Source organism: Alteromonas hispanica (assembly GCF_010500915.1).
Taxonomy (GTDB): domain Bacteria; phylum Pseudomonadota; class Gammaproteobacteria; order Enterobacterales; family Alteromonadaceae; genus Alteromonas; species Alteromonas hispanica.
Window position 1 is genome coordinate 20,101 of the sequence record NZ_JAAAWP010000007.1, and the last position, 14,935, is coordinate 35,035.

12 protein-coding genes are annotated in these 14,935 nt (G+C 42.3%); 6 read left to right on the top strand and 6 right to left on the bottom strand.

All coding sequences use genetic code 11. The annotated features are described in order from the left end of the window. Positions 1-10 precede the first annotated feature (10 nt). The 4 genes from idi to GTW09_RS11740 all read right to left on the bottom strand — a co-directional run bounded on the left by idi (position 11) and on the right by GTW09_RS11740 (position 4,924). Entirely contained in the window at positions 11-568 is a 558-nt protein-coding gene (idi, locus tag GTW09_RS11725; RefSeq protein ID WP_100971572.1) for an isopentenyl-diphosphate Delta-isomerase, read from the bottom strand. Between the two features lie 144 nt (positions 569-712). After that, positions 713-2,638: a putative bifunctional diguanylate cyclase/phosphodiesterase gene (locus GTW09_RS11730; protein ID WP_163112048.1), complete on the bottom strand. Its 1,926-nt coding sequence runs from the start codon at positions 2,636-2,638 to the stop codon at positions 713-715. Positions 2,639-2,888: 250 nt separating this feature from the next. Beyond that, positions 2,889-4,043, bottom strand: coding sequence for an iron-containing alcohol dehydrogenase (locus tag GTW09_RS11735; RefSeq protein WP_163112049.1), 1,155 nt, complete (start codon positions 4,041-4,043; stop codon positions 2,889-2,891). Positions 4,044-4,060: 17 nt separating this feature from the next. Further along, positions 4,061-4,924, bottom strand: a complete 864-nt coding sequence (locus tag GTW09_RS11740) for a type 1 glutamine amidotransferase domain-containing protein (protein WP_338024952.1) — start codon at positions 4,922-4,924, stop codon at positions 4,061-4,063. A 105-nt stretch (positions 4,925-5,029) separates the two neighbouring features. Between GTW09_RS11740 and GTW09_RS11745 the strand changes: the two genes are divergently transcribed. Then, positions 5,030-5,938 carry a LysR family transcriptional regulator gene (locus tag GTW09_RS11745; protein ID WP_100971583.1) on the top strand — a complete coding sequence of 303 codons (909 nt, stop codon included), beginning with the start codon at positions 5,030-5,032 and terminating at the stop codon, positions 5,936-5,938. A 140-nt stretch (positions 5,939-6,078) separates the two neighbouring features. Here the strand turns inward: GTW09_RS11745 and GTW09_RS11750 are convergent, their stop codons facing one another. Next, a complete protein-coding gene (locus tag GTW09_RS11750) occupies positions 6,079-6,483 on the bottom strand; it encodes a type 2 periplasmic-binding domain-containing protein (RefSeq protein WP_100971585.1) in 405 nt (134 codons plus the stop codon). Between the two features lie 193 nt (positions 6,484-6,676). On the opposite strand from GTW09_RS11750, the gene GTW09_RS11755 reads away from it, so the two are divergent. The 4 genes from GTW09_RS11755 (at position 6,677) to GTW09_RS11770 (ending at position 12,839) form a co-directional block, all read left to right on the top strand. Continuing rightward, positions 6,677-6,928, top strand: coding sequence for a hypothetical protein (locus tag GTW09_RS11755; protein WP_100971587.1), 252 nt, complete (start codon positions 6,677-6,679; stop codon positions 6,926-6,928). 107 nt (positions 6,929-7,035) lie between these two features. Further along, the gene (locus tag GTW09_RS11760) at positions 7,036-8,955 is read left to right on the top strand and encodes a methyl-accepting chemotaxis protein (RefSeq protein ID WP_163112050.1); all 1,920 of its coding nucleotides are present in this window, start codon (positions 7,036-7,038) and stop codon (positions 8,953-8,955) included. Positions 8,956-9,136: 181 nt separating this feature from the next. Next, entirely contained in the window at positions 9,137-11,743 is a 2,607-nt protein-coding gene (locus tag GTW09_RS11765; RefSeq protein WP_420809556.1) for a M1 family metallopeptidase, read from the top strand. Between the two features lie 211 nt (positions 11,744-11,954). Continuing rightward, on the top strand, positions 11,955-12,839 hold the full coding sequence (locus tag GTW09_RS11770) for a WYL domain-containing protein (RefSeq protein WP_163112052.1): 885 nt from the start codon (positions 11,955-11,957) through the stop codon (positions 12,837-12,839). Here the strand turns inward: GTW09_RS11770 and GTW09_RS11775 are convergent. Further along, the gene (locus GTW09_RS11775; RefSeq protein ID WP_163112053.1) at positions 12,796-13,878 is read right to left on the bottom strand and encodes a glycosyltransferase family 2 protein; all 1,083 of its coding nucleotides are present in this window, start codon (positions 13,876-13,878) and stop codon (positions 12,796-12,798) included. The two genes, GTW09_RS11770 and GTW09_RS11775, sit on opposite strands and share 44 nt — an antisense overlap. Before the next feature lie 515 nt (positions 13,879-14,393). On the opposite strand from GTW09_RS11775, the gene GTW09_RS11780 reads away from it, so the two are divergent. Next, on the top strand, positions 14,394-14,933 hold the full coding sequence (locus GTW09_RS11780) for a hypothetical protein (protein WP_071979903.1): 540 nt from the start codon (positions 14,394-14,396) through the stop codon (positions 14,931-14,933). Positions 14,934-14,935: the final 2 nt, after the last annotated feature.

A 14,935-nucleotide genomic window follows, 5' to 3' on the forward strand; every position in this document is an offset into this window, starting at 1 on the left:
GCATTGAGAACTACGCATTGCTTGGGGCTTTGACATTTCTAGCTGCAATAAATTTCTCTAGCAGTTCGGCAAACCAAGCAGTGTAGCGTTGTGGAGAATGTGTTAATTCAGCCTGTATATCGCTTTCGTTTACCCATCTAGTGGCGCAAACCTCATCAGGGTTAGGTGCTAGAGGCAAGGTATCATTATCGCAGTATTGAACAAAAATATGGTCGTACTCATGCTCTGTCAGGCCGTTATCGAGTTCAGCTTTGTACGTCATCGCCCCAATGTACTCAGGGTTAGACAAATGCGTAACGCCTAATTCTTCAAAGGCTCTGCGTTTAACCGCACTATCAAGGTTTTCTCCCTCACGAGGGTGAGAGCAACAGGCATTGCTCCACTTGCCGCCACTGTGATATTTATCCGTGGCCCTTTGTTGAAGTAAGTGTTCAAAGCCGTTTTCGGTTTTCCTGACAACCATAAGCGAAAACGCAAGGTGTAATAAGCCATGACGATGAGCCTGGAGCTTTTCGCAGGTACCCACCTTATTTCCCGTCGAATTTACTAATATTACTGATTCACTCATTTTAACTGCTCACGCTTTTATTATTGTTACGTAATACAGTCGTAATGGTTTCACTTTGTCATGTTTATTAAGGCGCGTAATCACTCTTGAGGTTTTTTATGCGTAAAGGCAGGGTTTAAGAACTTTCTTATACCAGCGAATTCATTATGTTGCAGGGCTCTCATCAAATGTTAAATGCAGGTCGTTTGCTTGCCTTTCTACTTTTAACAGCTCATTGAATTGAGACTCTGGTATGGGCTTAGACCACAGGTAACCTTGCCCAATATCACATCCAAGCTCGATTAATTTTGTTTTTGCAGCATCGCCTTCCACACCCTCTGCAACAACTTTCATATCAAGGCTCTTTGCCATGTTAATAATAGCCGATACCAACATTTCGTGTTTTTCGTCGATGCCAAGGGTAGTAATAAAAATTTTGTCTATCTTCAACTTTCCAGCGTTAAAAGAACGCAAATAATTTAAGTTGGAATATCCCGTGCCAAAATCATCAATAGCAAACTGCACACCTAACTTTTTCAATTGTTCGAGTTGCGTAGATATATTGCCCTGCTCATCGGCTAATATACTTTCAGTGAGTTCTAGTTCGAGGAAGTTTGCAGCCAATCCGGTTTTCTTTAGAACGGATTCGACAATACCGGGCAGTGAATTATCGCGGAACTGAGAAAAAGACAGGTTTACCGCTACCGTTAATTTGTCATTCCCTATGCTGTGCTGATGAGCACAGAAGCGACAGGCTTCCTCTAGCACAAAAGCGCCAAGTTTATTAATTAAACCACTACTTTCCGCGACAGGAATAAACTGATCGGGAAAAATCATGGCTCCATCTTCCTGGGGCCATCTGACTAGTGCCTCCATACTGCAAATAGTGTCACTGTGAAGGTCAATAAGGGGCTGAAAATACACCTCAAGTTTATTGTTAAGTATGGCGGGCCTTAACTTTTGCAGTAAGGAAAATACTCTGTCACTGTGTTCATCAAGTTTACTATTGTAGTATTCAAATCGGTTGCGGCCTTTGCGTTTTGCCTCGTACATAGCGACGTCCGCTTTGCGACATAACTGTTTAAAGGTTAGGCCGTCGTCTGGAGCGCAAGCTATACCTATCGAAGCCGACACCACAACTCTAGCGTCATTAATACTATATTCTGTTGAGCATAATCGAATGATTTGCTTGCTAAGCGTATCTACCTCTTTCTTATCGCTCATGTTGGGGGCAAGAACAATAAACTCGTCGCCGCCAAAACGAATGAGACACTGGTCTTTTTGAAGGTTTTGATCAATGGTTTGCGATATTTTTTTCAAAAAATCATCACCGGCGGCATGACCTAATGCATCGTTAATTGGTTTGAAATTATCTAGGTCGATAAACAACATGGCGAGTTTATTTGGCGATGCTTGATGCTCGTTGAGCATTGACACTAATAGTCGCTCTCCTAACACGCGGTTCGGCAAATTAGTAAGTGGGTCGTGCAGGGCTAAATGTTGAATTTGCTGTTTACTTTCTTCGGCCTTCGCGTTTTCAATTACTAGTGACTCAATAAGTTTGCGAATATCTTGCACTAAAACATATACGCTAAAGCCGGTAACAGAGAAAATAATAAATATAAAACTGACGTGAGACCATGTGAGAACCGGCGTATTGGGCTCGACTATTCCCTCTAACTCAAGCCATGCTAAAACAAAGCATTGTATTGATACTAATGAAAGCACAGATAAAAATAGACGTTTGTTACCGAGCATCGCAGAAAAAATGATAACTACGGGTAACCCGAGCATAGCTAAATCGAATACACCTGCACCCGTTGCACAAAGGGCGAATAGTATTGAAGAAACAGTACCAAGAAAAAGATAATTGCAGGAGCTGCTATACCGATAAAGCGCCATTAACGAGGTGGTAAGTAAAGCGATAAATCCAATTAACATGATAAAGAATGCTGAGTTGCGCGCAAAAAACAACGCAGCAAATAGCCCTAAGCTTGCTGCAAAGCAGGTCTGGATAAGACGACGACGTCTTATCTCAGTTTCAGCAACATTCGATGCCAATTTATTTCGAGAAGCCTTTCCTTGGTGCATTAAGGTGTCTTTTCACAACTGATAGTAACAACATTAATCGTAAATGAAGAAAATGCAAGAGGGGCTTTAGTTTTAAGCAGTACTCAGAGGTTTCACTAGGTGTAAGGTGGGACTCAAAAGTTTAAGGTGCGAATTATAAATAAAAACGCTCGCTGATATTCCAATTTACAGAATATCAGCGAGCAGGCTTACGGCTTGCAGGCTCATAGTTCGCAGGCTTAAGCCGCAGACTCAAGCTAGCAGAGCAGCATTAAGCTGCTAGTGTAAGTATCTGTCTTGCCTTTGTTAAATCGATATCGCCGTGTTCACCAAGAGCCGTTAGTCCATTGCGCTCAAGGTTTTCTACCAAACCGTCAATAGCAGATTTATCGATGTCGTAGTCAGATAGTCGAGTTTTAACCTGCATGGTTTCAAAGAAGTCTTGAACTGCCTTTATGGTTAAATCGATAGCCTTGGCTTCATCTTGCTCAGTGATGTTAAATACACGCTCACCTAACTGCAGCAGCTTTTCTTTTTTGCTATCGCGCTGAACGTACATAAGCGAAGGCAATACGATTGCCAATGTCACGGCGTGATCTAAACCATGAAGTGCCGTAAGCTCGTGGCCAATCATGTGAGTTCCCCAATCTTGAGGTACGCCCTTACCTATTAAACCATTGAGCGCCATGGTTGCCGACCACATCACATTAGCTCTTACGTCATAATCTGTTGGAGTTGCCAAAGACTTAGGACCTTCCTCTACTAACGTTTGCAGTATACCTTCAGCAAAACGGTCTTGTAGGGGAGCGTTAACAGGGTAAGTAAGGTATTGCTCTATTACGTGTACAAACGCATCTACTACACCATTAGACACCTGACGGGGTGGTAATGAGTAAGTGAATTCTGGATCCAGTACAGCAAATACTGGCTGTACTTTCTCTGAAGAAAATGCGCGCTTTTGCGATGTTTCTTTGCGATTCACAACAGAATTACCGTTACTTTCCGAACCTGTTGCGGGTAATGTAAGCACTGCTCCTATGGGTAACGGGTTTTCAAACGGCGCCTCTTTAATAAGAATATCCCAAGGATCACCGGCAAAGTTAACTGCTGCTGCAATGAACTTTGCGCCATCAATAACGCTACCGCCACCCACTGCTAATATAAAATTCACCTGGTTGTCTCTGGCAACATCGACAGCTTTCATTAAAGTAGAAAACTCTGGGTTGGGCTCTACGCCTTTAAACTCAACAACCTCTGCATCTCCAAGAGCGTCAATGGTTTTATCGTAAATACCGTTTTTCTTAATTGAGCCTCCACCATATAAGAAAAGCACCTTAGCGTTTTTAGGTAAACGAGACGAAACTTCGCTAAGTTGTCCTTTTCCAAAAAGAATTTCAGTTTGGTTTTTAAACGTAAAGTTAAGCATATGTATCAATCGTCCTATTAGTCTTGTTCATCTAGTTGTTCAATAAGTTTCTCTGCAAGCAATTTGTCAGAGAAAGGGTTTTGGCCTGTAATCAGTTCCCTATCTACCACTACGTTCGGCGTCCACATTTTGCTGTATTTCATATCGCCGCCGGCCGTAGCCATTGCGTCTGACGGATAATATAAAAGCTTGGCGTTTTCTAATGAACTTTCAAAAACTTCCTCTTCGGCCTCTGAAAATATCGTCATTTTATAATCTGCATAAATCCAGTTGTTGGCGTTGGCCGAGCCTTGGGTTTTCATTGCTATGTTGTATGCCTGTGGCTCATCTTGCGCAGATAAAAGTGCGATTGGTCCATGACATATTGCCGCTGTAGGTTTTTCAGAGGCATGAAAATGCTTCAATATTTGCCCAACTTCAGGGTTGTTAGCTAAATCAATAAGTGGAGCATGCCCCCCCGGTATGAAAACCCCTTTATAGTCCTCAAGGCCAGCGTCTATAACTTCTGAAAGGGAAAGGGTGTCGTTGATACCGTCAAGGGAGGCGACAAAGTTTTCTATTGTCTGCATGTAGGCTTCGTCTTGACCAAAATATTGAGGTACCACAGATTTTTTATCTACCGATGGCGCATTGCCTTTTGGCGTAGCAAGTACTAGGTGATATCCCGCCTCTACTAAGGCTTTTGCCGGTACACCGAATTCATTTAAATAATATCCCGTAGGCTCTGTTTTTCCATTGGTGAGCTGCATCGTATCTTCGCTAGACAGCAGTACGAGTACGTTACCTTTTTCGTCTGTGTGCGCATTTTCACCATGGGCAAAAGCATTTAACGATGTTAATGCAGCGGGCACGAGTAATAGTATTGGTAATGTCTTTTTCACAGAAAATCCTTCAATGTGTTAACTTGCAAACATAGTAAAGCTATTTGATAAGTGTAAGAAGTCAGATAACTTAGTGTCAGCCATCAAAAATCTGATAGGTCGGTTATGTCATACCTCACCCAGTTGAAAACATTTGTTGAAGTTTATCGCAGTGGTAACATCACCAGAGCAGCATCAAGGCTGCATATGTCACAACCTGCAGTCACGTCGCACATTCAAGCTATGGAATCTATTGTTGGCAAAGAGCTATTTGTTCGTAAAGCTCGAGGTGTTGAGCCAACACCTATTGCCGATGATTTAGCGCTTCAAGTCGCAAGTCATATAGATATTTTAGAGCAAAAAGTAGCTTCTATCCGCAGTCGAGCTTCTACAGACCATGGTACGCTACATCTAGCTGGACCTGCTGAATATCTTAGTTCGGTAGCAGGGCCCACTCTTGCCAACCTGCTTCAAGCAGATAGGGTAAATCTGGTTATTCACACTGGAAATAAAACCGATATCTACGGTCTGCTTGAAACCGATGTGGCAGAACTTGCTATTACAGCCTCAGAACCTACATCTCAAATGTATGAATATCAAAAACTCGATAAAGAAAAGCTTATTTTGGTCATGAATAGAGTACAGGGAAAATTGATTGGTGAGCGGGAGGTTACCGTTTCGCTGTTAAATTCCCATAAGGTGGTAGCCTACGATGAGCAGCTTCCTCTTATTCGACGATATTTTGCCGATGTTTTTAATGCCAAATGCGAATCGGCAGTGGCGGCGATTTGCCCGGATATCCGCGCAATCGCATCAATTGTTAAGTCAGGTATTGGTTATTCGGTGTTGCCAGACTACCTATGCAAGGAAGGTATTCAGCAGGGGGAGCTTATTCAATTGGGCGCAGATGGACCTGAAAATGACCTATATTTGGTGTGGAAAAAAGGGGCATTATCAAACCCAAGGGTCGATTTCGCAAAGGACGTTATTATGGCCTTTGCTAATATCAACTATTATGCGGATTATCCTAACTAACCGAAAAGGTAAAAAATATCGTGTGCAGTGTATTAGTAGTAAAGGCTATTTGTTTGCTATTTAATACACTGCGCATTTTTTGTTGAGGAATGACTGAAAAAGTATCGAGAAAGCTCTACCTATGACGCCACATACATCAACTAGAAGGTGCCTACAACTTTAACTGTCTCATTGACTTTGCTTTCATCAACAAATCCAATGGTATTAGGGTTATTAGCGACAAGTGTCAACATTTCTTCTTCGCTTGCTATCATCTCAGGGGGCGTTCCGCGGCCCGTGAAAACGAGTTTTGACCAAAATGCAGAGTATTGAGATTCAGATTTACCAAGGACATCTTTGTTGAATGTATCTCTCAGTCCGTTGCCTTGTTCAAATGTCAGTGGTATCGCTCTGCTGCCGTCTGGAAATGCCTTTGCCTTACCTAGATAGATTCGCTTTACCATTTCCAGATCAATACCGGATGTATTGCTGCTATTGATGATAATTGCTGTGCCCGCAAATACAGGTGCTGATAAAAATAAACACAGCGCAATAATAAACTTCATTGAAATTACCTTAAAATAATTGTGGTCAGGCCCAACTAAGTATAGACCCAAAATATAAAAGGCCCAGCATTGGTTAGACGGTGCTAAAAGATTAAACTCTCATTATTGTAACTGAGAACAAAGGCTGAGCACGATTCTACAATGGTAGCAATTTTCCTTTTTTATTCCTGCTCTTGCCAACAGCGAGGTGTTAATGGCTAAGCCACGTAAAAAGGGGCCACAAAAAACGGTTCAAATTTACTGCGCAAAATGCAAAGAACAACTTTATAAATATAAAAAAGGAGGAAAGGGAGCGTTAGTAAAATGTTTTAAAGAAAGGATTGTAGAGGACTACACAATGAGCGAGGGAATTTGTCCTAACTGCAATCAACAGTTTGCTCGAGATGCACTTATTCGCGGCGCGCCAGCACTTAAGATGATTGGGGGCAAAGTAAATATGAAGTAAATGTTAAAAAAATTTGCTCTATTGAAAAACTTACCTAAATTTAAGTATATGGATAGAACCAACAAAGGATGTTGCCCTCTTAGAAAGTCCCAATAAGTGAGAAAAACATGTCGATACAGCGGAAATTTTTGCTAGCCATTTGTTCTGTTATTGCGTTATTGGCATTATTGATCGCCATCATTACTGTAGTCACCACGTCCTCCAGCGTGTTGAAGCAAATAGAGTCGCAAAAACAAAGTACTGCAGACAGGCTCGTGAATATACTCACCGTTACCGACGCAATTGTTTTAGAAAAAGTGAAAAGCAGTATGTCTTTACTCAAGCAGCGGGGAGCTGAAATTGGAGCCCCCAGTCACGGCGGAACAGTAACGGTAAACAATACTGCTGCGCAGCAATTGTTCTTGGGCTCTCAAGCACAAGCGAACAATTTCTCATTGGTTGATGGCCTTACAGAAGTAATGGGAGGGACGGCCACATTATTTAGTAAAACCGGAGACGACTACATTCGCGTTAGCACCAATGTGATTAAAAACGGTGCAAGAGCTATAGGTACCAAACTCGCCCCTACCGGAAAAGCCATAAAACAAATAGAGCAACAGAAAGCCTATTATGGCGCTGTAGACATTCTCGGAAGCCCTTATCTTACCGGCTATGAGCCTATGTTTAATGCACAAGGTCGCGTTATTGGAATATGGTATGTAGGGTATTCTGCAGATTTAAACGTGTTAGAAGATGCAATAAAAAAGAGCCACTTACTGGAAGAGGGGTTCGTTGCGCTTAGAGACGGTAAAGGCAATATTCGCATGCATTCTTCTCATGTGAATGAGAAGACGGTGCAGGCCGCTTTAAATAATAGTGACGACTGGTCTACGACTATAGTGCCTTTTGATGCATGGGGTTACGACATTATACTTGTTGCATCAGAAAGTGAAAAATCATCGCTAATTAGTGCTGCTGTTTTTGCAGTCATCCTCAAAGTAATTGTTGCCAGCGCAGGCGTGCTTGTCACTATTTGGCTGCTAGTAAAATACATCGTCGGCCGTCCGCTAGAAGAATTTATTGCCGTGGTAACAAATTTAACCTCTGGAGAAGGTGACCTCACGTTTAGGTTTGAAGGAAAGCGCAGCGATGAATTTGGCGCTATGGCACGGGCGTTTAACAAATTGCTTGGTCAGCTGCAGGAGACATTACAAAACGTAGATGCCGCCACGGGGGGAATGCTAACAAAGTCTGAGCGGCTAAACTCAACTGCGGAACGTTCAAGTGAGTCTGTATCCTTGCTTTCAGAAGAAACCGATAAAATAGACTATGCTATTACGCTTCTTCAAGAGAACACCGACAGCGTTTCCTCACGGATCCTGAGCTCAAGCGACGCTGCCAATGCCGCAGATAAGGACACCAGAACCAGTGTCAGTGTGCTGGCGCAAACTATCGAAGATATACAGGCTCAGGCCAATGATGTAGACGCCTCGGTGAAGGTTATCAATGAACTCGCGCAGGCAAGCGAAGAAATTAGTGGCGTGATGGAAGTGATAAGAAATATTGCTGAGCAAACTAATCTGTTGGCCCTAAATGCTGCTATTGAAGCCGCCAGAGCCGGGGAACAGGGACGGGGCTTTGCTGTAGTTGCTGACGAGGTTCGGTCCCTAGCAAGTAGAACGCAGCAATCTACCGAAGAAATAAGAATAATGATTGAACGTTTACAACAAGGAAGTAGAGAAGCTGCGTCGAAGATGAACCATAACAAAGACACGGCATTTAAAACCCTGGAAGTGACAAAACATGCAGGTACATCTCTTGAACAGGCCTTAGGTGCAGTTGCAAGAATAACGCAGTTGAACAATGAAGCGTCTGAGACTGCACAAGGTCAAAAGGAAGTGGCTAGGAATGTAATACAAGGTGTAGACAGTATTAAAGCGGTGGGCGAAGCAAACAGTAATTACGCAGAGGAAGTTGCAATAAGCTGTAATGAACTGGTTGAACAAATTAGGCAAATGCAGGCTCAGCTTCGTCGCTATCGTTTTTAAAAATCTCCCCCCCCCCAAAAAAAATACCGGCATATTTGAAACCTGCCGTAACAATTTGCATCGTTACTTTTACACACTGCGCATTGCGATAGACGCAATGCGCCTTTATCCTAGGCGATAAATAAATTGTTGCACCACGTCATTGTGTTGCTCTACGCATGGAATAATAAAAATGAAACGAATGACTGCGCTCTTAAACGGCGCTGCACTGGTACTTATTTTAAATCTGTTTGCGCTGAACGCTTTATTAAGCAATACAGCCCTAGCAGCAGACGTGGAATATCGTTTGCCCTCTTCGGTAACGCCTACTTTTCAAAGTATTCACCTAGATATAGACCCCGATAAGCCAAATTATTCAGGCACCACAGACATAGAGGTAACGGTGAATACGCCTACAAAAAGAGTAGGGTTTTACCAACACGACTTGTCCATAATATCTGCTGCTTTATTACAAGGAGATGAAGTTCTTTCCCTTGACGTTACGCAAAGCGATTTTGATATTAATTGGGGAGCAGCAGAGACACTTATTGAACCTGGTAAGTATACGTTGCAAATTACCTTTGAAGGTAAGGTAAATACCTCATCAGACGGCATGTACCTATCGCGTTTTGAGGATAGCAATTACATATTTACCCAATTTGAAGATATGCACGCAAGAAAGGCATTTCCCAGTTTCGATGAGCCAATATTTAAAATTCCTTATCAAATGACAATCAGTGCTCCGGCACATCAAGTGGTGGTATCGAACACGCCAGTTGAAACAGAAACCGTTAGCGATGGTGTAAAAACGGTTACCTTTGAAAAAACCAAACCTATGCCAACTTACCTTATTGCCTACACCGTAGGGCCGTTCGACAGCACTGAAATGGAAGGGTTATCTGTACCAGGGCGTATTTATGTCCCTAAAGGTTACGTTGATAAAACCAAATTTGTGATAAAGCACACGCCTGAAATTTTAGCGTCCTTAGAAGATTTCTTTGGCATAAAGTATCCGTATAAAAAATTGGATTTCGTTGCCGTACCCAACTTTACTCATGGTGCAATGGAAAACGTAGGTTTGATAACCTACCGCGATAGCTTACTGCTTCTCGCTGATAACCCAAGCGTTACTGAGCGCTCTGCACCGTTAAATGTTATTGCTCATGAGCTTGCCCATCAGTGGTTTGGCAATTTAGTTACAATGGCGTGGTGGGACGATCTTTGGCTTAACGAAGCTTTTGCTTCTTGGGCTGCAAGTCATACCATGAAAGAGCTTTACCCAGAGCTTAACTACGCAGATAGGCTAGTACAAGAAGGCGCCTTTGGTGCAGACGCTAGCCCTACTGTTAAGCCGGTGAAGAAAGTGGTGAAGCGTCAACCTGACGTAATGGATGGTCTTGGTCTTAACTATTCAAAAGGTGAATCTATTCTGCAAATGATTGAGTCGCTTATTGGAACAGAAAACTTCCGTAAAGGCGTTCGCAATTACATGAAAACCCATTCATGGGGCAATACCGTCGCCGACGACCTTTGGCGTGCACTAGATGGCGTTTCAGATTTCAACTTAAGTGCAATGATGAAAGCCTATCTAGAGCAACCAGGCTATCCTGTCATTCACATTACTGATGGCGGAAAAGTGACTCAGTCCCGTTTTCACTATGCAGGGGCATCGGTTGAAGAACAAACTTGGGCTATTCCCCTTAAACTGACTTATCAAGTGAACAATGAGATTAAAAGTGAAATTGTTTTCATTGATAAAACAACGACTGTGCTGCCGCAATTAGCCGAGGCAGACTGGGTGTATCCGAACGACAACGCTACAGGTTATTTTCGTTGGTCAGTACCTCAAAAGCAGCTAGATAACTTGCTTGCCAACATTGATGCGCTAAATAAGCGCGAGAAGAAAAACGTGCTGTATAACTACCAAGCTCTGTTAAATGCCGATGAGGTAGGGGTTGATAGCGTAATGAAAGTGCTGAATACGTTGAGCGGTGATGACGACCCGGCGGTGACGATAGCTGCTGTAGGGGTACTTCAAGAGTTCGATTATTTGGTCAATGATAACAACGATGAGGCTTATGCGGCCCTGTTAAATAAAACGTACATGCCGCTATTAGATGCTTTAACCCTAAATCAACAAGATACCGACTCTTCAGATGTAATACGTCTTCGCAATCAGCTTTATGGATTACTAGGTATGTATGCTGATAGCGAGATGCTTGTTAAGAAAAGCGAGAAACTGGCTAAGCAATACATTGCGGATACTACAAGCGTTCCATCTGGGATAGCGGCGACGGCTATCGCTATTGCCACAAAAAATAGCGCAAAAGAAAATAGTGAAAAATGGTTTGCTGACCTGTTAGGCGCATTTAAAAAGGCGCAGTTGCCTAACGTAAAACGAACGCTACTTTATTCCATGCGTTTTGATGATAAAGAGCTGGTTTTTAAAATGTTAGATTTAGCGCTAACCGATAATGTAACGCCAGCTAATGCTCTATACATGGTTACACGAGTGGCCAGAAACCTAGACGATCACACCTTGCTTTATCAATGGCTTAATGAAAATAAAGAGGCTTTGTTGAAAAAAATGCCTGACTATCATGTTTCTAGTATGCCCGAGTACGTGTCATCGACATGCTCAGTTGAAAACTTGAACATGGCGAATGCGTTTTACGCTGATATTATGAGCAAGCATGAAGGCATGTCACGCGGCGTAGAGATTATGCAAGATGAATCTCAGCAGTGCCTTCGCTTAAAAGACGCTTTCCAACAAGATTTCGATAATTTCTTGGCAAGCTACCAAAGTTGAGATTCTGAGGGTACTTGAGCGCAGGCTAAGACATTAACCAGCGTTAAAATGCTAAGAAAACTCAAACCAAGTATTAAGCACCTTTTTAGGTGCTTTTTTATTTTCTAAAGTATGAGAGTAAAGCCGAAATTTGGGCATATAACAGTAAAGTTTATATTTACACGCGGCTTAAAATAAACCACACTGTTTAAAAAAACACTGGGTATTCATTATGCTTGAGTCTATTTCATTTTCACAACGCCAACGGCTGGCGTACATCGATTTTTGTTTGCTATTTAAAGGCGCGATCCACCGACAAGATCTCATTACGCGGTTTGAGGTAGGCTTGTCTGCAGGCTCTCGTGATTTCACGTTATACAAAGAGCTGGCTCCAGAAAATTTAGTATATTCCACACAGGAAAAACGCTACTTTCAAACGGAAAATTTCAACCCGCTATTTGAGCACGATGCAAAGCGCACGCTTGTAAAGCTAGCTAACGATATATCAGACGGGTTCGATGCCATTGGCGATATTCATTTTCCCGTTGAAAGTGCTTCGTCTTTAAATGTTCCTGACATATTTGTTGTGGCTAAGGTAGTGCAAGCCATTGTGAATAACAAAGCAATAAGCGTTATTTATACATCGTTAAGCAGTGGCTCTGGCGCAAGAGAGCTTGTACCTCACAGTATTGTTGATAACGGCCAGCGTTGGCATGTTCGTGCTTTCGACCGCAAGTCGCAAAGTTTTCGTGATTTTGTTTTAACCCGCATTAGCAAGGTGACGTTAAAAGAAACTCCAGAGGCTAACGAATGTAAAGAAAGTGATGAGGCTTGGCAGAGAATCATTCCATTAGAAATCGTACCGCACCCCAAAAATATTAAACACCCCACTGCAATTGAGCTTGATTATGCAATGGAAGAAGGGATGCTAACACTTAACGTACGGGCGGCAATGGCTGGGTACTTGTTGCGCCGATGGAATGTGGATTGTACAAAATTTGCAAGCTTAAGAACCGGAGAATATCAATTGTGGCTTAAAAATCACGCGAGCTTGGCAAATACGGATAATCTCGCTATTGCGCCAGGGTATACCCGTGAAGAGCCGGAGTACCAATAGTGCTTGGTGCGTAAGAGGGGAGAGCGTTATTCTCTCGTCTTGTGTCAGCGGCCGATAGCGGAACTTCAGCATTACTTGGCTTTTTTGTGGCACGCTCCAAGCGTTTAGCAGGGACATTACTTTTTGGAACGCTTTCATCATCGCGTTCCACATCTGACTCAACATTTAACTCAGCATTTAGCTCGTCATCAGAAGGCAATCGGGTGACGCGAATTGCGCTCTCTTCAAAGTCTAAATTTATCAGTCCCTTTTCCGCATAGGCTTGAAGAATATCTTTACGCGGGTAGTAACCCCATTTGTCACGAAATAGTTGAGCATTATGCACGAAATCAAGCAGGTGGTTTACTGGGCACTGCGCAGTCTCACGTGCTGGAGAGTATGAAGGTAAGGAGAGGTCGTGTATTGAAAAGTTAAGCGCGCGGCATTGGGTGAAAAAATCTTCGTCGTTTAGCCCGTAGCCGTCGTAGGTTTCATCGAAACCGCCGGCTTTTTCAAAGTCTGTCTTACGAATAAAAAACATTGCAGAAGTACTGCTATCGTTACTAAATTTTCCATGATTCTCGTCCTTTTGACTCGATGTAGTCACATTATTATTTGGCTTTGTTACAGAATTAAGGTTGGCTTCAGTATTTTCTTTTCGCTCGGCAAATAAATGCTCATAAGGCGACTCGCAATCCGATAAGGGAATAAACTCTACAGGAGCGCGCACAATGGATGACTCAGTTAGCGAATTAAGACCCTCTTCAATACATTTTGGTGAGAAAATAGTATCCACGCTGATGTATAAAAGCGTTTCGTTTTTCGCTTCAAACATTCCTTTGTTTCGGGCCTTTGCGATAGGTAACTCGTGTTGGTTTGCAAACTTGTGTTCAATTGTGAAGTTGTCGCTTTTTATTAGCGACAAATCAGAAGGAGGCGTCATCCAAACTATAATTAACTCGCTTGGCGCTGCTTCGCATGCTTCAAGCTGATTAACAAGGTTACAGAGCTTATCAGTTCTGTTTTTCACTATTGTTATCACGCTAACTGGTGCACACATTTACAAATATCCCTTTATTGACTGAATTGCGGCAAAAGTAGATTCGAAATAAGTTCTTATACTTTTGTCTATAAAACCCATTGCAACAGTAGATAAGCAATAGGTGTTCCATAACTTAAGTGACTGAAAATTAATGATAATTTGTATGTTGGTTTAGTTTTTAAGAAGCCGGTAGACAATACTTTCAGAAGAAAAGGAAAATATTACAGGTCTATATTGCAGGTATAGGGTAACCCCGTTTTTACTGAGCAAATTTAGTGATTAACGCTATGCGAGAGCTGGCTTATTTGCTAACCTTGAAATCGAAGTTAAGTAACTACTTTTCAACAACTTATTTATTCTTGTTCCCCTGCTTTTATCCGTGTAAAAGAAAAGGCAGTAGTTATAACCAGTATCTATAGCCAGCGTTTATAGCTAGCACTTACAGATACTATCGATAGACAGACAATCTTAAATAGCGGTTAGCGCGTAATAATGCTGATCATTGCGCCATTTTTATAAGGGTAATTATCCTCGTGCCATCTCAGTCTTCTGTAGAAATTAGAAATTACGACAAGCAATCATTGCGACTAGTCGATGTTATTTCCGGGATATCTCCCAATGCGATGCGAAGAGTTTTTGGTGGCTGGATATTCTTTGCAGCTGTTGTTGCTGTCATCGTGATTGTTGCGCCAGATTTGAGCAATCAATTTGTCGGGTTAACACTGTTTGTGTTGGTCGCTTTTACGCTAATTATGTTTGGACAAAGCCGTATTTCAGAAGGGTGGCCGGCCATTATCAGCGACAACAATATTATCGGTGTAGTGCGTGATCCTGTAAAAAGGGAATATATTTGCGTGGATAAGTCAATCGTTGTCGATGCGGTACCAACGCTAATTAAACCCAACAAAAAGGCTATCGAAATTCAATTAAGCGCAGAAAAACTTACCGAAGCTGATAACGACGTGTTGAAGCAGGCTGTCTGGCCAAGAGATGGAAAGCTTATTGGTTTAGCGCATTTCAAGCGCCGCGAAGATGCCTGTAAAAGCTTAATGTGGTGTGTAGAAAAAAAATGATA